The following is a 21,777-nucleotide window of genomic DNA, read 5'->3' on the forward strand; positions in this document are numbered from 1 at the left end:
ACCTTTGTATGGAAGGGTTCCACAGAGAAGAATAAGGCAAAGCTGGAAGAGAAGATTACCAGGGTACTTGGCGATATAGACAGTTCTATAAAGCAGGATAAAGCTGAACTTTCCTCACCTGAAAAACAGAAGGTCCCTGTAAGTTCAGCGGAACTCAAAAGCAGAATAGACCAATTGAACGATCGCTTGGCCGAGCTGAACAAACCACAGAAAAAAGCGGTTAAGGAGCTTGAAAAAGACGCACTTCCCCGGTTGAAGAAATACGAACAGCAACTGGAAACTTTAGGCACACGCAACAGCTACAGCAAGACCGATGCGGATGCCACTTTCATGCGGATGAAGGAAGACCACATGAAAAATGGCCAGCTTAAACCGGCCTATAATACCCAGATCAGTACCGAAAACCAGTTTATTACCAATTTTTCCATTCACCAGCGTGCCGGGGATACGGCCACCCTATCCCTTCATCTGGAGCAGTTCAAGGAACATTATCATAAACAATCCAAGAAAGTGGTTGCAGACTCAGGCTATGGAAGCGAGCAGAACTATAAGTGGATGGAGGATAATGGAATTGAGGCTTTTGTCAAATACAATTACTTCCATAAGGAAGAGAAACGCGGCTTTAAAAATAATGTCTATCATGCATCAAACCTGCCTTACGATGCTCAGGGAGATTACTTTATTTGTCCGGCAGGCAAGCGTATGATCAAAATAGGGGAATCTGAACGTGTTTCAGATCTTGGCTATAAATCTAAGGTAAGCTATTATAAAACCGACAGTTGCAAAGGCTGCCCACTCAGGGAGATGTGCTATAAAGGCGATGGAGACCGTAAAATTGAGGTCAACCATACCTTAAGGGCTTTTAAAGAAAAGGTAAAGCAAAAGCTGTTGAGCGAAGAAGGTGTCAAGCTCAGAAAAAACAGGGCAATAGAGCCAGAAGCAGTATTTGGGCAACTAAAAAGCAATAACCGATTCAATCGGTTCAGGCTACGAACACTCCCTAAAGTAAATGTCGAGTTCGGATTGGCTGCTATAGCACATAACTTAAGAAAAATGGCTGCAAAAGCAGCATAAAAGCCGCGTCAAACCAATCCGAATCATCATGATAAACCAATTTCAACAGAATCTGATCCAGCAAGCAATTTAAATAAGCATAAATTAAAGCTATTCATAAGAAGCTGAAAAAAATCAACTTTTGCTATAAACAAAAAGAGGGAGCCTTTTTAGACACCCCCTTTATTTTAGAAATCTATTTTAAATATTTGTGTTAATGCGTACTTTCAGCCAATTAAACCAAATAGTTAAATGGATCATCAAGCTAAAACCAACAGCCGTAATGTAATTTTCTTAGTTATTGTAGCTGCTCTGGGCTATTTCGTCGATATTTACGACCTCGTTCTGTTTTCGGTAGTGCGCTTAAAAAGTTTTACCGATATAGGGGTTTCTGCAGCACATATGCGTACCGAAGGGGAATACGTCATCAATATGCAGATGTTTGGCCTGTTGCTTGGAGGCTTACTTTGGGGAATAATAGGCGATAAATTCGGACGGATCAAAGTATTATTCGGATCAATTTTAATGTATTCACTGGCAAATATAGCCAATGGCTTCGCTACTGATGTGCATACCTATGCCATGATCCGGTTTATAGCAGGCATTGGCTTAGCGGGCGAATTGGGTGCGGGCATTACCCTTGTTACGGAAACCATGGATAAAGAAAAACGTGGTTACGGTACCATGGTGGTGGCTGGCATCGGTTTACTGGGCGCCGCGGCAGCTGCTACCATTGGAAAGCATTTTACCTGGCAAACGTCTTATTTTGTAGGTGGCGGTATGGGCTTGCTGTTATTGCTTTTGCGTGTAGGCACTTTCGAATCGGGTATGTTTAAACATGCTGAGCAGGATAAACAGGTTTCAAAAGGTAATTTCTTTATGCTATTTTCTGATCGGAAAAGATTCTTAAAGTACCTGGCCTGTATCTGTCTGGGCCTTCCGCTCTGGTTTATTGTCGGGATTTTAGTTACCCAGTCACCAGAAATAGGTAAAGCATTGGGCGCTAAGGATGCCTTGAATGCAGGAACCGGCATTATGTATACCTATTTTGGTATTGCCATTGGCGATGTGGTTTGTGGTGTGTTAGCACAGGTTTTAAGATCGCGTAAAAAAACAGTACTTATTTTTCAAAGTTTATCGGTAATCACCGTCATGGTTTACTTAAATAGTACTGGTTTAACAGAAAGTAATTTTATCTTGATCTGCCTTTTTATGGGTTTTGCAGTTGGTTATTGGGCAACGTTTGTGACCATTGCTGCCGAACAGTTTGGTACAAACATCCGCTCAACAGTTACCACTACAGCGCCCAATTTTGTACGTGGCGCTTTGATTCCGATCACGTTTGTTTTCGAATTTTTTGTGCATCGCTACAACATTGTATCTGCCGGTTTTATTGTGATGGGGATTGTAACCGTAATTGCCATGATTTCTGTTGCCTATTTAAAAGAAAGCTTTAATAAAGACCTTAATTACCTGGAACATTAGCCACAGGATTCGGGAGAGCGGAAACGAAAGACAACTGGTTAAAAAGCAATGTCAACACAATGTACTATATAAACATAAATCAATATAGCTGCCTTATTAGCTTTAAATTTGTATGGAAATAGAAAAAATCATCATGTTCAAAGAAGAAGTAGCAGTAAGGTATAAGCAAATACAGGATGAAATTTGCAGGGGACTGGAAATTGCAGATGGCAAAGGAAAATTTGAGGAAGAGCTCTGGGAGAGAAATGGCGGGGGAGGCGGGCGTACCCGGATTATGCAAAATGGCGCAATCATCGAAAAGGGTGGCGTGAATTTTTCTGCTGTACATGGTAAGCTGCCGGAAGCGGTAAAAAAAGCCTTCAAGGTTAATGAAGATGATTTTTTTGCTACAGGCGTTTCCATCGTAATCCATCCAAATCATCCACTGGTACCGATCATTCATATGAATATCCGTTATTTTGAACTCAATGAGGAGACGCGTTGGTTTGGTGGCGGTATCGATTTAACACCGCATTATGTTTTCGAGAACGATGCCCGTTTCTTTCATCATAAATTAAAGCGGGCATGCGACGATTTCAGCACTGAATTTTATTCAAAATTTAAAACACATGCTGATGATTATTTCTTTATTAAACACCGTGAAGAAACAAGGGGTATTGGCGGCATTTTTTATGATCGCTTGAAACCTGAAAATACCAATCTGTCATGGGAACAGATTCTAGATTTCTCTGTCAACGTTGGTGAAACATTTTTACCGATTTATACCGAATTAATTGACCGTAACCGGGATAAGGAATTTACCGAAACTCAGAAAGAGTGGCAATACCAACGTCGTAGCCGGTATGTAGAATTTAATTTGGTATACGACTCAGGAACAAAATTTGGCTTAGAAACCAATGGCCGGATCGAATCGATTTTAATGAGTTTACCGCCACAGGCCAATTGGGGCTACAATGTGCAGCCAGCAATAGATTCAGAAGAATACAAAACGCTGCAATTGCTTAAAAAAGGGATTAACTGGATTTAGGTTGATCGTATCGTCACCCTGATCCGATGACTATTGTATTTATTTCAAGTGCTTTCGTACAGAAAATGATGAACAAGTTTCAGCATATTGGCTTTGAATTAAAATAGCGTTAAGGGTGCCGATACTTCATGAAAACCAGCTTTCAGTTTACCGGTTCTGAAATCATTTACAATATCATGTATCAACCGGGTTGGTTCCGGTATCCGGTAATTTCCCACACATTTTTTAATTAGGGCTAAAGCTTGCTCAGATGTAATTAAATGTCCGGCTGAAATATAAACAGGTTTATTATTGTCTTTAGTTCTTAAAGCATAACCCAATATTTCGCCATTACTTTTAATTTCGGTGGTGCTAAATTTAGATTTATCAGGCAAGTGGTTGTCGCCATATAAAATGCTTTTGGCACACCCAATAGTGGGTTGATGGGTAAGTACACCAAAATGAGAAGCAACGCCCATTCGCCTTGGGTGCAAGATGCCATTTCCATCCAATACGACAACATCGGGTTTTACCGGAATCAAATCCCAAACTTTTAAAAGTGCTGGAACTTCTTTAAAGCCTAAAAAACCAGGTTTATAAGGGAAACTGGTTTCATAAGTTGCTAACGAGAAAGATCTCAAAACCATATCAGGATAGGTGAGTATTACAATTCCCGCATACATGGTATCGCTGTTTTTGTTAAAAGAAATATCAGCCCCGGCAATCGTTTCAATATTTTGGAGCTGCTGAAACTTTAATTGTTTAGCAAGTTCAATCTGGTAAGCGGCAGCTTCTTCGAAAGTGTAATGGTCGTACATTGTTATAGTACATTTAGAACAGTAAATTTGTTTCCATTAACCTCATTGAAGAGGAGCAGGGAGTACTTCAATACAGTTTTAATGGGCGGTAATCAGCTAAATCGACAGCGTGTGTTCTAGGCGAATTTCTCCAGCTTATTGAACGGTTTTTCTTCGATCCCTCAAGATATTGACCATTTGCTTGTTCGGTTAAAAAAGAAAATAAGAAAAGATGATGGTTCTCAAAAACAACCTCCTCATCTTTTATCAGCGGAATTTCATTGAGTTCCTTACTGATTTGGCCGATCAAATGAATTGGCTCAGCGCTAAAAATTGGTATATCCTGAAAATGGAGCAGTTTTGCGCGGTCGTCGGCAAAAAAATCCACCAAATGATCTGCTTTGTACTCCATATCCTGAAAATCCTGTTTGCGTTGTTCAAGACTTTCGTTTTCTTCGGCTATAATTTTTCCCAAGATTTTATCAATTTAAATGTAGTTAATTGGCGGCGTATGGGTTTTTATTTTTTAAAAAGCTTAAATGTATAATGCTATTAAAGTAGTATTAAATTTCATTACTTTAACTATTTTAGGAATATGTACCAGGAGCCACCAGATGACGGATTAAAAAATGGTCATGCTGAGCTCATCGTCAAATATCCACAAAAATTCAAAAACATTCTACAGGAGCGTTTTGACCAGAGATTTAAAATCTTGTGGAGATCAAAAACGATTTACTTTCTTACGATTGGTATGTCTTATAATTAATATTATGTTAAGTTATATTTGTTAGCAATACCCTATTGTCTTAAATTTCAAACTTCTTCTATAATTCCTGAAGTCTGCGGTTAAGTTCCTGTACTTTGTTTGTTGCTCCTTTTTTATTATAGATATCGATCAGCAACTGCACGGTTTTTCTATCGTTCGGATTAATTTCGTTTGCGCGCTGCAAAGCAAACTGGGCACGGTTAATTAAACCTTTATATTTTTCGGTTTTATCTGCGTCGCTTTTACGCAGCGTTTCATTTGCGGTATTGATGTATGCCAGACTTAATTGGTACAAAGCGTCAAAATAATTCTGATCGGTAGACAATGCTTTATCATATGCTAAAATTGCCGTAGCGTTGTTGCCGCCAATCTGCTGCAGGTATCCATAAAGGAAATAAAGTAACTTATTGCCTTTTTCTACCTTTAAATTGCTTTCGATCAATCCCTGTGCTTTACTATAATTTTCGGTATCCAGCAACAAGTTGATATAGTCGTTGGTTAAAAAACGGTTAAACGGATTAAGTGCCAATCCTTCTTCAAGGGTTTTAATGGCGGTTTCAGTTTCGGATTTAACTACATACATCTGTGCCATTTTTTGAAAGACTGAAGGATTTTTGATCCCGTTTTCTTTAGCACGTTTAAAATAAGTTAAAGCTTCATCATAAGCCTGGATGTTTAAGGCGCAAATGGCGGTATTCAGTGCCAAGGTGGTATCAGCAGGGAAATTATCGCCTACATCCTTCAAATCTGCAAACGCCTCCTTAAAATCGTTGTTGAAAAAAGCTTCATTGCCCTTTTCTTGCTTTTTGATCAGGATATTGTGGTTGGAAGCCTTAATCAGGCCTGAATTGTCATCGTATCGGTCGATTGATTTTGCCTTTGCAACAGCATCAATCGCATTGTCATAATACTTATTGGCATTATTCGGATCAGTATCTATTAAGCTGGCGAAAGACATCAGATAGGATTTGATCGACCAGGTTTCCGCCCATTTTTTTGTTTTATTATCTTTTTCTGCAGATTCAATAGCTTTTAAACCTTCGTTTATAATAGCCAATTGCTTTTTTTCATTTTCTTTATTGGCGATAGATGCCTGCAATTTACCTACTGCGTTTCGGGCAATCAAGATCTGACTTTTTTGGGCAACAGCATTAAAAGAGACGAAAATTAAGGCAATCAATAATATTTTAAAGCAATTTTGCATAAGCTAGATTATGTAGTAAACCGTAATAAACGATAAAAATAAACATAAAAAAAAGAGCCCCGAAATTTCAGGGCTCTTTTTTTAGATCGGTATCAGAATTATTCTTTAGGCAAAGCGTCTAAACGTTTTTTGATATCTTCGTAATTTTTAGTATCGTTTCTGAAAGCATAGATCGTTTTCAAAGTTTCCAAAGCCCCTTGATTTTTAGCATCAATTTCTAAAGCTTTTTTGTAGAAAGGAAGAGATTTATCCAACAAAGCATTCATTTTACCGGTCACTTCATTAAATTCTTTCACTTTTTTGGAGTCGATTTTATTTCTGTCGGCTTGTAATTTTAAAGCCTGACTGAAATAGATATTACCTAATAAAACCTGATAACTGGCATTGTTTGGCTCCTTAGCAGCCAATGCTGTTAACATCTGCTCAGATTTTGCTGCGTCACCCCTATCAATATAAATCTGTGTTTCAGTTTTGATCCAGTCAGTATTTTCAGGAAATTTTGCAGTAGCTTCCTTGATTAGCGCTAATGCGGCCGTAGTATCTTTTTGCTTACTTAAAGTAGCATTCAGTATCTCAGAATATAAGTCTTTAGATTGAGGTGAATTTAGAGAAATCACTTTTTTAAACTGAGTAATCATCGCCGGATAATCCTCTATATTTCTCGCTGCAATACCAGCGTTCAGATACATCGAAGTATCTTGTGGGTTAATTACAGTCGCAGCCAAAAATTTCTCGTAAGCGGTTTTGTAATCTTTTTTATTATAGGCAATTACACCAGCATTTCTGACAGCGTTGCTGACATTGGTTTCTGCTAAACTGATGTTATCTTTTTCATTACCCTTGGTATCTAATTTCTTTGCTTCAACAATTGCATCCTGGGCAATTTTTAAATTCGCATCAGCATTTGCAGCACTGGTAGAATCCAAAATTGCTGCGGAGGAAGCAAATAGTGCACGGTATGACCATGCTTCAGGCATTACTTTAGATTTCTCATCAGCAATAGCTTTATCTGTATGGGCTAAACCTTTTGCCAAAGCTTCAAGTTTTTTTGCTAATGGAGTTGATGCACTTGAGTTAGTGATCTGAAACAAATTCCAATCGTTTTTTGCGGCATTAACTTCACTTTTCTGAGCAAATGCAGCGCTTACCGCACCCGCTAAAACTATACTTAGAAATACTTTTTTCATAATTTTTATGCTAATCTTATTTTTAGTTTAATTTTCTTCTTCTTCCGCTTCATTATCTGATTCCCCCTCTTCTTCTTCAGTTTCAGTATCATCAGTGTCAGGTGAAGTATCCGCTTCCAGCTCTTCGCCGTCTGTAACTACCACATCAGTTAAATCTACTGTTTCTTCTTCATCTTCCTCATGGTCGATTTTTGTTACTGAAGCAATCTCGTCATCACCTTTTAATGAGATTAAACGAACCCCTTGTGTGGCGCGTCCCATTACCCTCAATGCTGAAACCGGAATTCTGATGACAATTCCCGAACGGTTAATGATCATCAGATCTTCGCTATCAGTAACGTCTTTTATAGAAACCAATTGTCCGGTTTTTTCCGTAACGTTAATCGTTTTTACCCCTTTACCACCACGGTTGGTTACACGGTAATCTTCAATGTCGGTACGTTTACCATATCCTTTTTCTGATACTACTAACACCGTAACCTCAGGATTGTTTACAGCAATCATGCCAACAACTTCATCCTGGTCATGTGCAAGCCTGACACCACGTACACCTGTAGCGGTTCTACCCATCGGACGAACGGTCTTTTCGTTGAAACGGATGGCCCTGCCTGACCGCAATGCCATTACAATTTCGCTTTCGCCATTGGTTAAACAAGCCTCTAACAAGATATCGCCTTCGTTAATGTTAATGGCATTGATACCATTAACACGCGGACGTGAATATGCTTCAAGAGAAGTTTTCTTAATGGTACCTTTTTTAGTACACATAATGATAAAATTGTTCTCTAAATATTCCTGGTCTTTAAGGTTTTTAACTTTGATATAGGCTTTGATTTTCTCTTCTTTTGGAATATTAATGATGTTTTGTATCGCTCTTCCCTTACTGGTTCTCGAACCTTCCGGAATTTCGTATACCCTTAACCAGAAACACCTTCCAGCTTCGGTAAAGAATAACATATAATTGTGGTTGGTAGCCACCAGCATGTGCTCAATAAAATCTTCATTTCTTGAGGTACTGCCTTTAGAACCTTTTCCGCCCCTGCCCTGTGCTTTAAATTCGCTTGCCGGCGTGCGTTTAACATAACCTTCATGAGATATGGTAATCACCACCTCTTCATCATCGATGAAATCTTCCATGCTCATATCTTCAGCCGAGTGGACGATGGTGGTTTTACGTTCATCGCCAAACTTCTGTTTTACTTCTTCCAGCTCGTCTTTAATGATTTTCATCCTTAAACCTTCATCTGCCAGGATAGATTTCAAATACTCGATGGTTTTCATCAGTTCGGCATATTCTTCTTTGATCTTATCACGCTCTAGTCCGGTTAAACGACGTAAAGTCATATCAAGGATAGCACGTGCCTGAAGGTCGCTCAACCCGAATTTCTCCATCAGGCCTAAACGGGCTTCGTCTGGTGTTTCGGAAGCACGGATTAATTTAATTACTTCATCTAAATGATCCAGAGCAATTAAATAACCCTCTAAGATATGTGCCCGTTTTTCAGCCTCAGCCAGTTCGTATCTGGTACGACGAACGATTACATCATGGCGGTGATCCACAAAATGTACAATCAAATCTTTAAGATTCAACATTTGTGGACGTCCCTTTACCAGTGCAATATTATTTACGCTGAAAGAGGTTTGTAAGGCCGTATATTTATATAGGTTGTTTAAAACGATAGAGGCATTGGCATCGCGTTTAATTTCGTACACGATACGGATACCATCTTTGTTCGATTCGTCTTTAATGTTGGAAATACCCTCCAGTTTTTTCTCGCCTACCAATTCAGCGGTACGCTCAATCATCTGGGCCTTGTTAACCTGGTAAGGAATTTCGGTAACAATAATTACTTCACGGTCTTTAATACTTTCAATTTCAGCTTTCGCACGCATAACAATACGTCCACGGCCGGTCTCGAAAGCTTCCTTTACACCAGTATATCCATAAATAATACCGCCCGTAGGGAAATCAGGAGCTTTTACAAACTTCATTAATTCCTCTATGGTAATATCCCTATTGTCAATATAATTTACCACCCCATCAATTACTTCGGTTAAATTGTGTGGTGCCATATTGGTGGCCATACCTACCGCAATACCAGAGGATCCGTTAACCAATAAGTTAGGGATTTTTGCAGGTAAAACAGTCGGCTCCTGTAAAGTATCATCAAAGTTTAACTGAAAATCTACCGTATCTTTATTGATGTCGGCAAGCATTTCTTCAGCGATTTTCGAAAAACGCGCCTCCGTATAACGCATTGCCGCCGGAGAATCGCCGTCAATGTGGCCAAAGTTTCCCTGACCATCTACCATAGGATAGCGCAAGCTCCAATCCTGGGCCATACGTACCATGGTAAAATATACTGATGCATCACCATGTGGGTGATACTTACCTAAAACCTCCCCTACAATACGGGCAGATTTTTTATGTGGTTTATTGCTGGTTACACCAAGATCAAGCATGCCATATAAAACACGGCGGTGTACCGGTTTTAATCCATCGCGTACATCAGGCAATGCCCTTGATACGATAACCGACATTGAATAATCAATGTAGGCCGATTTCATCTGCTCTTCTATGTTAATTGGAATGATTTTGTCGTTCTGCTGATTCTCTAAATCTTCTGCCATAAATTATTATTCTCGCTACTTGAAACGATATTAAAAAAGGGTGTTATTATAACCTTGCGAATTTAGCAAAATTTAGCCGGATTAAGGCATTGTGGAAAATTTTTGACCGTTGCCATAGGTTTTTTACTCTTGGGCGGATTTTAAGTTATTGAAGGCCAGTTTAAGAGTTTTTAATCTAAAAGCTGTCAGGTTTTTGAAATTTGACAGGTTTGCCTGCTTGGATTGATGATTTTTTTGAAAATGTAGAGTACTGTTTTAGTGGCGGCCTGCAGCCCTGCTACCGCTCCATGTCCTCACTCGTACCTCGCTGTGGGCTTTCCGCTATATCAGGTTTATGAACAGCGACTGTGTATGATATGCTGATTTAGACCGCTCAGTTTTCTGGAACTAAAATTTACATTCTTAAGTAATTCTGATACTTTTGTTTTTCAACCTTTTAAAGATGGCAAACAATAAGAAATCTGCAATGAGTTTCATTATGGTCACCCTCCTGATTGATTTTACAGGTTTTGGGATCATTATCCCTGTGTTACCGAAGCTTATACAGGATTTGACCGGCAGCGGTTTCGGTTTGGCCGCAGAATACGGGGGCTGGCTTACACTGGCCTATGCATCAGTACAGTTTATGAGCGCTCCAATTATCGGTTCAATGAGCGATCGTTACGGAAGAAGACCCGTATTATTAAGCTCTTTGTTTGGTTTAGGTATCGATTATATCTTTTTGGCGTTTGCCCCTTCCATTATGTGGCTATTTGTAGGACGTATCATTGCAGGTATCACAGGTGCCAGTTTTACTACCGCCCAGGCATACATTGCAGATGTTTCAGCTCCCGAAAAAAGGGCGCAGAATTTTGGGCTGGTTGGCGCTGCATTCGGTGTTGGTTTTATTTTAGGCCCTGTTTTAGGTGGTATTTTTAGCCATTTTGGCACCCGGGTACCATTTATGATCGCTGCAGGTTTGTCCCTAGTGAACTGGCTTTATGGTTATTTTATACTGCCGGAATCGTTACCTGTTGAGAAACGCAGGGCTTTTGACTGGAAAAGGGCAAACCCCATTGGCTCATTACGGAGTATCGGTAAATATCCGGCATTGGCGGGCTTAATGGCTACCTTATTTTTGCTGTATTTTTCCAGCCATTCGGTTCAATCCAACTGGACATTTTACACCATGGAGAAATTTAACTGGGATGCGGCATGGGTGGGTTACTCATTAGGCTTTGTGGGCTTGGTTATCGGAATTGTACAGGGCGGATTAATCAGGATAATTTTACCAAAAATAGGTGAAAAGAAAGCAGTTTATTTCGGTCTTATTTTATATGTAATCGGCTTTGTAGCCTTTGCTTTCGCATCTAAAGGCTGGATGATGTTTGCGTTTATGCTTCCTTACGGTTTGGCCGGAATTGGCGGACCTGCCATGCAAGGACTGATTTCGAATCAGGTGCCTGCCAATGCCCAGGGTGAAATGCAAGGTGTTTTAACCGGTTTACAAAGTTTGGCAGCCATATTTGCGCCCTGGGTAATGACCCATATATTTGCGTATTTTATAGAAGGGAAAGCACCGGTTTATTTCCCCGGAGCACCATTCATATTAAGCGCGGTGTTAACGCTAATTGGGTTGTTTATCGCGATTAGATCTTTGCAAAAGCACCATTGACAAAAGTATATTGATGAAAAAAATATTACGATTTACATTTTTGCTTTATTCTTTATTTTTTATTGAGAATAAATGCCATGCTCAAAGCAAAACAATCCATTGGGAAGGAACCTATACGGTGAGTTATCAGGGGGATTTTAAAATTAAAATCTATAAAGTCAATAGTAAATATAAAGCTATAGTGACCACTGAATTTACAGATCAGTTGTGTAACACAGCATTTCCTGACGAACACACCATTACCTTGTATTTTGAGAAAAACACCAGAGGGAAGGGTTTATCCTTTATTAAAAATGGGGATTGGATAATACAAATTAAGAATATTAGAAACGATTACTATTTCATGCATAGAGGATTTCCGTTAACATCAAATCCAGATGATATCAGAATGAAAAAACTTAAATAATTTAATGAATTCATTTAAAGTTAGAGTAACTCATTTGCCAGATTAGCCAACTCACTCCGCTCTCCTTTTTGTAAGGTAATATGCGCATATAGCGGATGGTTTTTGGCGTTTTCGATTAAATAAGACAACCCATTACTTTCCGAATCGAGGTAAGGTGTATCAATCTGATAAATATCACCAGTGAAAACAATTTTAGTATGCTCTCCTGCCCTTGAAATGATGGTTTTAACTTCGTGCGGTGTTAAGTTCTGAGCCTCATCAATGATGAAGAAGATTTTGGTGAGGGTTCTGCCCCTGATAAATGCCAGGGGTGCGATGGCTATTTTTTCGGTTGTAATCAGTTCATCAATCTTTTCCGACATTTTATCGTCGCCAATAAATTGCTCTTTGATAAAACGTAAATTATCCCAAATGGGCGCCATAAAAGGATCTGTTTTAGATTTTGCATCGCCCGGCAAGAAACCAATATCTTTATTGCTCAGTGAAACAATAGGCCGGGTGACATAGATCTGCCTGAAATTTTTACGCTGTTCCAACGCACTGGCAAGGGCCAATAATGTTTTACCAGTTCCGGCATTGCCCTGTACGCTTACCAGTTTAATTTCCGGATCTAAAAGCGCGTGGATGGCGAATGCCTGTTCAATATTTTTAGGTTTAATTTTAAAAATGGCATCGGTAGAGACCGCCGAAATGGTCTGCAAATTATGGTTGTAAAATACACTCGCCGTTTTCCGCTTATTTTTTAAAACGTAAAAATGATTGCCATTTTTGGACGGTAGTGTTATTTCAGCCGCATCAATAAATGATTGTTTTTTTACCTTCTCTATAATTTCAATCGGAAAATCAGCTATCTCGGTTTTTCCGGCATAGAGTTCATCTACGTTTTTGATCTTCCCTGTTTCGTAATCTTCTGCATGTAAATCCAGAGCTTTTGCTTTTAACCTCAGGCAGATGTCTTTAGATACCAGTACTACTTTTTTATCTGGATATTCTTCCTTTAAACTTAATGCTGCGTTTAAAATTTTATGATCGGTTTTACCTTTACCATAAACCTCTTCTGCATTTACAGTTAATGACTTTTCATTTAAAACGACCTTAAATTTTCCTAAATCGTGACTTTTTAGTGAAATCCAATCGCTGATGAGTTTTTGTTTTGAGGTTTCATCAATAAGGCGGATGAAACTTCTGGCTTCGAAATTTCGGGTATCATTACCGCTTTTAAAATGATCGAGTTCTTCTAAAACCTGGATGGGAATGGCTACATCATGCTCCTGAAAGTTGTTGATCGCGTCATGATCGTATAAAATGACCGAGGTATCAAGAACAAATATCTTTTTTGACAGACCGGAGAATGATTTACCTTTTTTAGCCATTTGGTAAATTTAATGTTTAAGCATTAAATAAAGGAAATTCCTTGATTTTTTTACAATGGATGCTACCTCAGGATGCGCCAACACCTGGGTTCAAAATAAAAACGGGGACCTTCTTCTTTCGATTGAGTTCCCCGTTTAACTTTAAAATAACCGTAGTTATATTTAAAGCATCAAATCTTATTTACTTTGATCTTTCCGGTATCGTGAGGTTTTTCAACTTTTACGATTCGTGAAAATTTATTTCCAGCTCATCTGTCCGTAAACTTCGTAGCTTTCTATAAGCGCTGTTTGGGCCTGTGCGATTTTCTTATTGTCCAATCTTTCGATGTTAATATATATTCTTACTTGGTTTTACCCTTTCTGAAATTAATCGTTTTCCCTGTAAACGATCCGAAATAATTTTCCTTTCGGTTCTTTATCTCTTTTGGATTGTTTTGTCAGCATTCAAAGTACTCCGTATTTGATATGATCTAATTTAGGGCATAAAACCTTAATTATCAAGTATAAAGTAAATGTTTTTATGAACAATGTTATCCACTTAAAAACACAGGTTATCAACAGGTTGAATTCAACTATACTTCGAATTTATGGTTGAGTGCGGCAGGTTTTGAGTTTGTCAACAATAGACGTTAATACACTTATTAACATCCTTGCAGGTGTTTAGTAATCAGTTGATTATCTTTTTTCTGCGAAAGGATAGTAAAAAAACAAAAAACTTAATTTTAATCCCAACAAAAAACATCCCTATTATGTTATTTTTGTAACATGCAGATCAGGCAACCCATTAGAAATATACAAGACTTTTTATTGAGTACGTATTTTGCCGATGGTCTCCGTATTACCATAGGTGTACTACTCCCCTCTTTAATCTTTGCCCAGTTTAGCTTATTAAAATACGGCATGACTCTATCTTTGGGCGCTTTATGTGTAAGTGTGGTTGATAGTCCGGGGCCGATGGTACACCGCCGAAATGCCATGCTGATTACCACGGCACTGATTTTTACCTTCTCCATCATCACTGGCCTAACCAATAAAAATCATTACTTTATAGGCTTTTTGTTGGCCGCATCAAGTTTTGTATTTTCGATGTTTTATATCTATGGCATCAGGGCGGCATCTGTAGGTACCGCAGTATTGTTGATTATGGTACTGAGTATTGATGATATCCGGCCATGGCAGGAGGTATTGTTACATGCCGCTTTGGTGCTGGCTGGTAGCCTATGGTATACAGGTTTAAGCTATTTTGTGTATCGCTTACGTCCTTTTCGTTTGGTACAGCAATCGCTAAGTGATTCTATTTTAGAGGTGGCAGAATTTCTTCGCGAAAAAGCCAAATTTTATCATCAGAATAATAACTACGATAAAACCTATTCAGAACTGTTACAACTTCAGGTCTCCGTGCATGAAAAGCAAGATGCTGTAAGGGAATTATTATTCAGAACCCGAGAAATTGTGAGGGATTCGACTCCTGAAGGCAGATTTTTATTATTGGTTTTTGTAGATATGGTAGACCTGTTTGAGCAGGTGATGTCTACCTATTATAATTACCAGCAGTTGCACGACCAGTTTGACAAGGCCGGTATCTTATCAGATTATGAAATGGCCATCAAGCGGATTTCGTATGCCCTTGATGATATTGCATTTGCCCTGAAAAGTGGAGGCATACCTGTAATTTCGAAGCGTTTACTGATTGAGATCGAAAGGTTAAAGATCAAAATCAATCATTTGGAAAAAAACAACCAAAACCAGGAATACAATACCCTGGGCATTATCGCATTGAAAAACATCGAGGTGAACATCGAAAATATCCTGGCAAGGGTTAAAACTATTTTCAGCTACTTTAAAATCAGAAACAGCAAAGATATCAGAAAGGCTGAGGTAGATACAGAGAAATTTATCACCAGGCAAAAATTCGATTTCAACCTGTTTACAGAGAATTTAACCTATACCTCTTCTACCTTCAGGCATTCGTTACGGGTTACCGTGGTGATGTTGCTGGGTTTTATTGTGGCTCAGATTCTTGATTTTTCACATAGTTACTGGATTCTTCTCACCATCCTGGTGATTTCGAAACCGGGATTCAGTTTAACCAAAGAGCGTAATTATCAGCGTTTAATTGGTACTACGGTCGGGGCTTTTATCGGTATGGGGGTAATTACCTATATCCATGACCGGAATACACTGTTCGTTATTCTGTTAATCTGCATGATCGGCTGCTACAGTTTCCAAAGGAAAAATTATGTAGTCAGCGTACTCTTTATGACTCCTTATATCTTAATCCTGTTCGATTTTCTGGGAATGGGATCGATCGCTTTGGCACGTGAAAGGATTTACGATACCTTTATAGGCTCTGGTATTGCTCTGTTAGCCAGTTATTCCTTATTCCCAACCTGGGAACATGAAAAGCTGAAAGAAGCTATGGTAGATATGCTAAAAGCAAATAAAGCGTATTATGAACAGGTGATTAAATTGTATTTTGAAAAAAATTACAACAGAACGGAATATAAGCTGGCCCGTAAAGAAGTGTATGTAAGTACCGCGAATTTAGCTTCGTTATTTCAAAGGATGTTCTCTGAACCTAAAAGCAAACAGCTGTTTATTAAAGAGGTTCATCAGTTTACCGCACTAAGCCATTTATTGTCATCTTATGTTGCAACACTTTCGCTATACAATAAAGAACACCAGTTTATCTTCGAGAGTTTCGAGGCCTTAAAGCCGATCGCCAATAATACCAACTATTTATTAGACGCTTCTATTGATAATCTGGAGCAGGGAAAGGACGCAATAGATAATGTACCTTTAATCAGGTTAAACGATAATGGAGTTGCAATAAAAAAAGGAGAAGACCTGGTTCCTGAGCAGTTTGACCTGATCCAGAAAGTGGCCTACGATATTTACAAATTATCAGTAAAAATAAAGCTTTAATTGATAACCGGAATTAACGTCTAATTTCACCCTTAGGAGTTTCATGAGGAGGTATTTACGGATGCCTGAAACAAAGGCCGGTATAATTTGTTAAACTTAATCAATTAAAAAAATGATGATGGAAAAGTTATATACGGCTGAAGTTACAGCTACTGGAGGAAGAGACGGACACATTAAATCGGGTGACGGAATTTTAGATTTAGATCTGAGAAAACCAAAAGAATTAGGTGGTCAGGGTGGAGCAACGAATCCTGAAGAATTATTCGCAGCAGCATGGGGACCTTGCTACTTAGGTGCATTAGGCTCTATTGCCGAACGCGAAGGTGTTGATGTTAGCGAAGCCAATGTTAAGGTATTGGTTTCATTCAATAAGGATGGAAATGCATTTGCACTTTCGGCAGATTTGGATGTGCATATCCCAGGAATCTCTCATGAAGAAGCCCAATCATTAGCTGATAAAGCACACCGGGCCTGTCCATATTCTAAAGCAACAAAAGGCAATATCGAAGTAAGAGTAACGGCTGTGTAAGGTTATTCTTTCGTCGTGCTGTCAGATGTTTTCATCTGACATTGAAAAATGATACTCTAAACAAAAAGTCCCGGATTTAATCCGGGACTTTTTGTTTAGAGCACTATGGTTTGAATGCTATCTACCTTTCAGTTCTAAACAACTGAATTCAGGGATATTATGAATCTATAATTGTCATCATGAGCTTTTCGAAGGAACTCTAATAATTTATATAAAGACGCTTCTACAGGCTCAACGTGACAAATTAATGATGAAATTTAATCAATAATATACCTCGTTTTGTGAATGTATTTATCTTAAACAGCTTCCGGCTCCATTCTTGTATTAGCGGGTCTGCCATTTTTAAACGCATCGCGGGTTTTCAATCCTAATAATTCAAACATGGCCATATCGTCAACAAATGCCGGATTTGGCGTGGTTAATAATTTGTCGCCTGCAAAAATAGAACTCGCACCAGCCATAAAACAAAAGGCCTGTTCAAGGGTACTCATTTCATTTCTGCCAGCTGATAAACGCACGACTGAATTTGGCATTACGATACGAGCAGTTGCAATCATCCTGACCATATCCCAGATCGGAACACGTGGCTGATCGGCTAAAGGTGTTCCTTTTACCGGTACCAAAGCATTAACGGGAACTGATTCGGGATGTTTTTCCATGTTTGATAACGTTTGCAGCATGGAAACCCGGTCTTCTACTGTTTCACCTAAACCGATAATACCACCACTACATACGGTTAGTTTAGCTTTCCTTACATTTTTGATCGTATTTAAACGGTCATCATAAGTTCTGGTTGATATAATCCGCTTGTAATCATCTTCAGAAGTATCGATATTATGATTATAGGCATACAAACCCGCATCAGCTAAGCGCTGTGCCTGGTTTTCAGTAAGCATGCCCAATGTGCAGCAAACTTCCATATCCATGTCATTCACGGCTTTAACCATTTCAATCACACGGTCAAAATCGCGGTTATCGCGTACTTCGCGCCAGGCAGCGCCCATACATAAACGAGATGCTCCGCCCTCTTTGGCTTTAACGGCAGCGCTAACTACCTGGCTCACCTGCATCAGGGGCTGTACTTCTAAATCAGTATGGTAGCGGGCTGCCTGCGGGCAATAGCTACAATCTTCTGCACAGCCACCGGTTTTAATGGAAATTAATGAACTCACCTGAACTTCATTATAATCTTTATTTTCGCGGTGAATAGTTGCGGCTTCATAAACCAGATCCAAAAAAGGTCTATTATAAATTTCGTATATTTCTTCTTTTGTCCAATCGTGTCTTGTTGTTTGCATCGGGATCAGATTTTGCAGATAATTTTATTGTATTAGTTAATTAACAGTTATTCCAGTTTGGTTTTGCCCTAATCCTGGTCTTTTCTGGTTTATAGTAAAAGTTTACTGGCCAATCCTAAAATTAACAGGAATCCAAAAACATCGGTAAAAGTAGTAATAATTATAGATGATGCAATGGCAGGATCAATACCTACACGTTTTAAAATAAGCGGAATACCTGCACCTGTTATCCCCGCAATAATCAGATTACCGGTCATAGCCAGGAAGATAACCAGACCGAGCATGGGGTTTCCATCAAAAAAGAAAGCAAAAATAAATACGATTAAACCATTAGCTGCACCGTTAATTAAGCCTACCGTAAATTCTTTCAATACTGTTCTGTAAGCTTGCTTATCTGTTAAGTCATAGAGCGATATACGTCTTACCGTTACCGCAAGTGCCTGGGTAGCTGCATTTCCGCCCATGCCGGCAATAATGGTCATGTACGCCGCTAATGATGGAATCAGTTTAATAGTGGGGTCGAAATAACGTACTACTGAAGAAGCAAGGAAAGCCGTGCCCAGGTTGATAATTAACCAGGGTAAACGTGATTTTACGGCTTCAACCCAGTTACCGCTCAATTCCTCATCTTCCGATACCCCTGAAATTTTCAGGATATCCTCTGTACTTTCCGCTTCCATTACATCAATCACATCATCGAAAGTTACCCTGCCAAGCAGTTTTTGATTTTCATCTATTACCGGGATACTGGTTAAGTTATACTGTGAAATCAAATTCGCTACTTCTTCCTGGTCTGTATTAGGATGTACATAAACCGCGTCTATTTTAACCAGTTCCGTTATTTTGGCATTGTGTTTTGCCTTAATGATATCTTTTAAGGAAACAATGCCTTTAAAAGCTTCCTCATCATCCACCACATAAATGGTATAAAACTCTTCCATTTCCTCGCTCTGGCGGATAATCTCATCAATAGCATCCTTTTTGGTGAGGTTAATGTTTACACAGATCAGTTCTGTGTTCATTAAACCACCTGCAGTTTTTTCGTCGTAGGTTAAGAGGTTTCGGATTTCTGAAGCATGGTCTTCGGTCAGGTCTTCCAGAATTTCTTTCTGCTCATGGTCTTCCAGTTGCGAAATAATATCTGTAGCATCATCATAATCCAGTTCTTCAACAATCTCTGTACGTTTATCAGGGTGAAGCTCAAAAAGTAGCTCCTCTGGATGGGATTCTTCATCCATTTCCGAGATAATTTCTGAAGCTATCTCGGCCGGAAGAAGGTTTATTATATATCGCTGTTCAGATTTATCCAAACGCTCGAATAAAATCGCAATTTCTGAGGCATGGTATTCATCTAAAACTATTTTTAAAGTCTCATCACCAGCTAAAATTGCATTTTTAACCTTGAGTACGTCGCTTTTATCTATTTCGAATGACTGCATCTATAACCTAAACCAAATGCCCTAAAGCTACGAATATTAACAATTGATTTTTACTAATTTAAATTTATTCCAATCTTTTTATTTATCCTATTAAGAACTAAAAAATAGGTTTATAGAATCGCATCTCGACCGGAGCGAAATGAAATGTCCGCCCGTACAGGTGGGGAGAGATCTAAATAGATTTAGCTTCGCTGAGCCTTCGGGTTCCCGACTGCGTTGCACTTCGCTCGAAATAACGTAACTTGAATTAAATTTTTCATGCAAGCCTACATACAAGCCTATTTAAACCATCCTTTACGCCAAAAATAAATCACCTGTATAATGGCTATCACTGCCATTACCAGCCAGGTGTACAAATAGCCATGTTCCGCATACAATTCTGGCATATTATCCTTCAATATCTTTCCTGTTGCCGGGTCTTCCCTGCTGAAATTCATTCCATAAATTCCGGCAATAAAAGTTAACGGAATAAAAATGGACGAAATAATGGTCAATACTTTCATGATTTCGTTCATTCGGTTACTGATAATCGATAGATTCATGTCGATGTTGGCAGAAGCAATCTCCTTTAAGGATTCGATGAAATCGATAATCTGGATGCAATGGTCGTAAGCATCTTTCATGTAGGTTTTGGTCAGATCGGATATTAATGGACTGTCTGAGCGGATAATGTCATTTAATTTATCCCTTTCTGGCCAGGTTACTTTTCTAATGGTGATCAAAGATCTTTTAATGGCCTGCGTATCGTACATGATCCTTCTATCCGGATGGTCGTATAACCTGTCTTCAATCGCATCCAATTCTTCGCCCCAAAAATTAAGAAGTGCAAAATAGTTATCTACAATTACATCCATGATGGCGTACATTAAGTAACTACTGCCGCCAATTCGGATGTTGCCCTTTCCTATTTCCAAACGTTTCCTTACCGGCTCAAAACAATCTGCATAGGTTTCCTGGAAAGTGATTAATGTACGCTCCGATAAGATAAAAGAAATCTGATCGTTACAGAGCACATTTTCATCGCTTAAATATAAATGCCTGCTTACTGAAAAAATGTATTTATCGTTATCGTATTCATCCAGTTTGGGCCGCTGATAGGAGCTGGTAATGTCTTCCAGTACAAGTCTGCTGATATCTAATTTAGCATATAAAGTTTCAAATATATTGGGGTCAGCCAGGCCTTTAATATCAAACCAGTAAAAAAAATCTTTGTTTTCGATCAGTTTATCGATGTTATTGATGTTTTCCAGTTCCGTTTTCTTATAACTCTTGTCGTTGTAAGCATGCAGTATAATAACTGGCTTTAAGGCATCTTCATCAATGGCGTATAAACCCGGACTGGTGCCGGGAGCTGGGACCTTGTAGTGCTTATGACGGTTACGTGGCTTGCTTTTTCCCATATGTTATAAATATAGCCGGGCTTGCGGACCCTGGTTAAATAACAGATCAACAATACTTAAGTTGGGTAAAAATTGATGTTTATCTTCAAAAACCTGATAATAGGGTTTATTGTTTAAAATATCTTGAGGTTTTTTAGGGTTCATGGCTGAGCGGAAATCGAGTGCGGGCTGGATGTTATCAAAATACTCGCCCGTGAAATCAAGGCGGTTATTTAGTTTTAATTTTTTATTCAGCCACATTAAAAGTTCGAGGTTGTAATCGAACAAAAATTCAAATTTATCGGTATAGAAACGATTAAGCTCATCTTCATAATACTCAAAATAGGCAGAGCTGCGGTAACAGCTTTCTAAGCTTAACCAATGTAAACGTTGCCAGTTAAAATCGTAACTGATCCGAACATCTTTCATTTTTGTATGTGTTTTTGAACCTTTAACCAACGGAACGGTAATGTCTAATTTGCCATTAGGTGAGTAAATACTGGCCCTGTTACGGTAAGTCTGTTTGGCTAAATGCTCATGTTGTTCTATTAAAAAATCCTCTCCCAGCTGTTGCAATAAACTAAAATAACCTACCGGTGGAAGATAAAATAATGGAAGTATAGCTGTATTCTGCATTTGAAAATT

Annotated in this window: 17 protein-coding genes; 7 read left to right on the forward strand and 10 right to left on the reverse strand. The window is 38.8% G+C overall.

Annotated elements, in window-relative coordinates; all coding sequences use genetic code 11:
- The 3 genes from ACIQXP_RS15900 to hemF all read left to right on the forward strand — a co-directional run.
- Positions 1–1,074 (forward strand): IS1182 family transposase (locus ACIQXP_RS15900; protein WP_387506083.1); only part of this gene is annotated, 1,074 nt, incomplete at its 5' end.
- A gap of 231 nt (positions 1,075–1,305) precedes the next feature.
- Entirely contained in the window at positions 1,306–2,538 is a 1,233-nt protein-coding gene (locus ACIQXP_RS15905; protein WP_387506081.1) for an MFS transporter, read from the forward strand.
- 112 nt (positions 2,539–2,650) lie between these two features.
- Entirely contained in the window at positions 2,651–3,565 is a 915-nt protein-coding gene (gene hemF / locus ACIQXP_RS15910) for an oxygen-dependent coproporphyrinogen oxidase (protein ID WP_387506079.1), read from the forward strand.
- A 98-nt stretch (positions 3,566–3,663) separates the two neighbouring features.
- On the opposite strand, the gene ACIQXP_RS15915 is transcribed toward hemF, so the two are convergent.
- The 5 genes from ACIQXP_RS15915 to gyrA all read right to left on the reverse strand — a co-directional run bounded on the left by ACIQXP_RS15915 (position 3,664) and on the right by gyrA (position 10,129).
- Positions 3,664–4,362, reverse strand: a complete 699-nt coding sequence (locus tag ACIQXP_RS15915; protein WP_387506077.1) for an endonuclease V — start codon at positions 4,360–4,362, stop codon at positions 3,664–3,666.
- A 67-nt stretch (positions 4,363–4,429) separates the two neighbouring features.
- A complete protein-coding gene (locus ACIQXP_RS15920) occupies positions 4,430–4,816 on the reverse strand; it encodes a hypothetical protein (protein WP_387506076.1) in 387 nt (128 codons plus the stop codon).
- A gap of 349 nt (positions 4,817–5,165) precedes the next feature.
- Positions 5,166–6,311, reverse strand: coding sequence for a tetratricopeptide repeat protein (locus tag ACIQXP_RS15925; RefSeq protein ID WP_387506075.1), 1,146 nt, complete (start codon positions 6,309–6,311; stop codon positions 5,166–5,168).
- A 98-nt stretch (positions 6,312–6,409) separates the two neighbouring features.
- Complete coding sequence (locus ACIQXP_RS15930; RefSeq protein ID WP_293742274.1) at positions 6,410–7,498, reverse strand: tetratricopeptide repeat protein; 1,089 nt, start codon at positions 7,496–7,498, stop codon at positions 6,410–6,412.
- A 27-nt stretch (positions 7,499–7,525) separates the two neighbouring features.
- Positions 7,526–10,129: a DNA gyrase subunit A gene (gene gyrA / locus ACIQXP_RS15935; RefSeq protein WP_293742273.1), complete on the reverse strand. Its 2,604-nt coding sequence runs from the start codon at positions 10,127–10,129 to the stop codon at positions 7,526–7,528.
- A gap of 442 nt (positions 10,130–10,571) precedes the next feature.
- Here gyrA and ACIQXP_RS15940 point away from each other — a divergent pair, with 442 nt between their 5' ends.
- Positions 10,572–11,783 (forward strand): TCR/Tet family MFS transporter, encoded by a 1,212-nt coding sequence (locus tag ACIQXP_RS15940; protein ID WP_293742272.1) that lies wholly within the window; start codon positions 10,572–10,574, stop codon positions 11,781–11,783.
- 13 nt (positions 11,784–11,796) lie between these two features.
- Complete coding sequence (locus tag ACIQXP_RS15945; protein WP_293742271.1) at positions 11,797–12,189, forward strand: hypothetical protein; 393 nt, start codon at positions 11,797–11,799, stop codon at positions 12,187–12,189.
- Positions 12,190–12,209: 20 nt separating this feature from the next.
- On the opposite strand, the gene ACIQXP_RS15950 is transcribed toward ACIQXP_RS15945, so the two are convergent.
- Positions 12,210–13,562, reverse strand: a complete 1,353-nt coding sequence (locus tag ACIQXP_RS15950) for a PhoH family protein (RefSeq protein WP_387506072.1) — start codon at positions 13,560–13,562, stop codon at positions 12,210–12,212.
- 765 nt (positions 13,563–14,327) lie between these two features.
- On the opposite strand from ACIQXP_RS15950, the gene ACIQXP_RS15955 reads away from it, so the two are divergent.
- Complete coding sequence (locus tag ACIQXP_RS15955) at positions 14,328–16,487, forward strand: FUSC family protein (protein ID WP_387506070.1); 2,160 nt, start codon at positions 14,328–14,330, stop codon at positions 16,485–16,487.
- Between the two features lie 118 nt (positions 16,488–16,605).
- Complete coding sequence (locus ACIQXP_RS15960) at positions 16,606–17,016, forward strand: organic hydroperoxide resistance protein (RefSeq protein ID WP_293742268.1); 411 nt, start codon at positions 16,606–16,608, stop codon at positions 17,014–17,016.
- 296 nt (positions 17,017–17,312) lie between these two features.
- On the opposite strand, the gene bioB is transcribed toward ACIQXP_RS15960, so the two are convergent.
- The 4 genes from bioB to ACIQXP_RS15980 form a co-directional block, all read right to left on the reverse strand.
- On the reverse strand, positions 17,313–18,314 hold the full coding sequence (bioB, locus tag ACIQXP_RS15965) for a biotin synthase BioB (RefSeq protein WP_378937120.1): 1,002 nt from the start codon (positions 18,312–18,314) through the stop codon (positions 17,313–17,315).
- A gap of 89 nt (positions 18,315–18,403) precedes the next feature.
- Positions 18,404–19,753 carry a magnesium transporter gene (gene mgtE, locus ACIQXP_RS15970; RefSeq protein WP_293742266.1) on the reverse strand — a complete coding sequence of 450 codons (1,350 nt, stop codon included), beginning with the start codon at positions 19,751–19,753 and terminating at the stop codon, positions 18,404–18,406.
- A gap of 278 nt (positions 19,754–20,031) precedes the next feature.
- Positions 20,032–21,153 carry a magnesium/cobalt transporter CorA gene (corA, locus tag ACIQXP_RS15975; protein WP_387506067.1) on the reverse strand — a complete coding sequence of 374 codons (1,122 nt, stop codon included), beginning with the start codon at positions 21,151–21,153 and terminating at the stop codon, positions 20,032–20,034.
- A 3-nt stretch (positions 21,154–21,156) separates the two neighbouring features.
- Positions 21,157–21,768 carry a WbqC family protein gene (locus ACIQXP_RS15980; protein ID WP_387506065.1) on the reverse strand — a complete coding sequence of 204 codons (612 nt, stop codon included), beginning with the start codon at positions 21,766–21,768 and terminating at the stop codon, positions 21,157–21,159.
- Positions 21,769–21,777 lie beyond the last annotated feature (9 nt).

The organism is Pedobacter suwonensis (genome assembly GCF_044762335.1).
GTDB lineage: Bacteria > Bacteroidota > Bacteroidia > Sphingobacteriales > Sphingobacteriaceae > Pedobacter.

What these genes read in the sequence shown, in the direction of transcription:
- ACIQXP_RS15905 (WP_387506081.1), top strand. Translation starts at nt 1,306, where the DNA reads ATGGATCATCAAGCTAAAACCAACAGCCGTAATGTAATTTTCTTAGTT.
- hemF (WP_387506079.1), top strand. Translation starts at nt 2,651, where the DNA reads ATGGAAATAGAAAAAATCATCATGTTCAAAGAAGAAGTAGCAGTAAGG.
- ACIQXP_RS15915 (WP_387506077.1), bottom strand. Translation starts at nt 4,362, where the DNA reads ATGTACGACCATTACACTTTCGAAGAAGCTGCCGCTTACCAGATTGAA.
- ACIQXP_RS15925 (WP_387506075.1), bottom strand. Translation starts at nt 6,311, where the DNA reads ATGCAAAATTGCTTTAAAATATTATTGATTGCCTTAATTTTCGTCTCT.
- ACIQXP_RS15930 (WP_293742274.1), bottom strand. Translation starts at nt 7,498, where the DNA reads ATGAAAAAAGTATTTCTAAGTATAGTTTTAGCGGGTGCGGTAAGCGCT.
- gyrA (WP_293742273.1), bottom strand. Translation starts at nt 10,129, where the DNA reads ATGGCAGAAGATTTAGAGAATCAGCAGAACGACAAAATCATTCCAATT.
- ACIQXP_RS15940 (WP_293742272.1), top strand. Translation starts at nt 10,572, where the DNA reads ATGGCAAACAATAAGAAATCTGCAATGAGTTTCATTATGGTCACCCTC.
- ACIQXP_RS15945 (WP_293742271.1), top strand. Translation starts at nt 11,797, where the DNA reads ATGAAAAAAATATTACGATTTACATTTTTGCTTTATTCTTTATTTTTT.
- ACIQXP_RS15950 (WP_387506072.1), bottom strand. Translation starts at nt 13,562, where the DNA reads ATGGCTAAAAAAGGTAAATCATTCTCCGGTCTGTCAAAAAAGATATTT.
- ACIQXP_RS15955 (WP_387506070.1), top strand. Translation starts at nt 14,328, where the DNA reads ATGCAGATCAGGCAACCCATTAGAAATATACAAGACTTTTTATTGAGT.
- ACIQXP_RS15960 (WP_293742268.1), top strand. Translation starts at nt 16,606, where the DNA reads ATGGAAAAGTTATATACGGCTGAAGTTACAGCTACTGGAGGAAGAGAC.
- bioB (WP_378937120.1), bottom strand. Translation starts at nt 18,314, where the DNA reads ATGCAAACAACAAGACACGATTGGACAAAAGAAGAAATATACGAAATT.
- mgtE (WP_293742266.1), bottom strand. Translation starts at nt 19,753, where the DNA reads ATGCAGTCATTCGAAATAGATAAAAGCGACGTACTCAAGGTTAAAAAT.
- corA (WP_387506067.1), bottom strand. Translation starts at nt 21,153, where the DNA reads ATGGGAAAAAGCAAGCCACGTAACCGTCATAAGCACTACAAGGTCCCA.
- ACIQXP_RS15980 (WP_387506065.1), bottom strand. Translation starts at nt 21,768, where the DNA reads ATGCAGAATACAGCTATACTTCCATTATTTTATCTTCCACCGGTAGGT.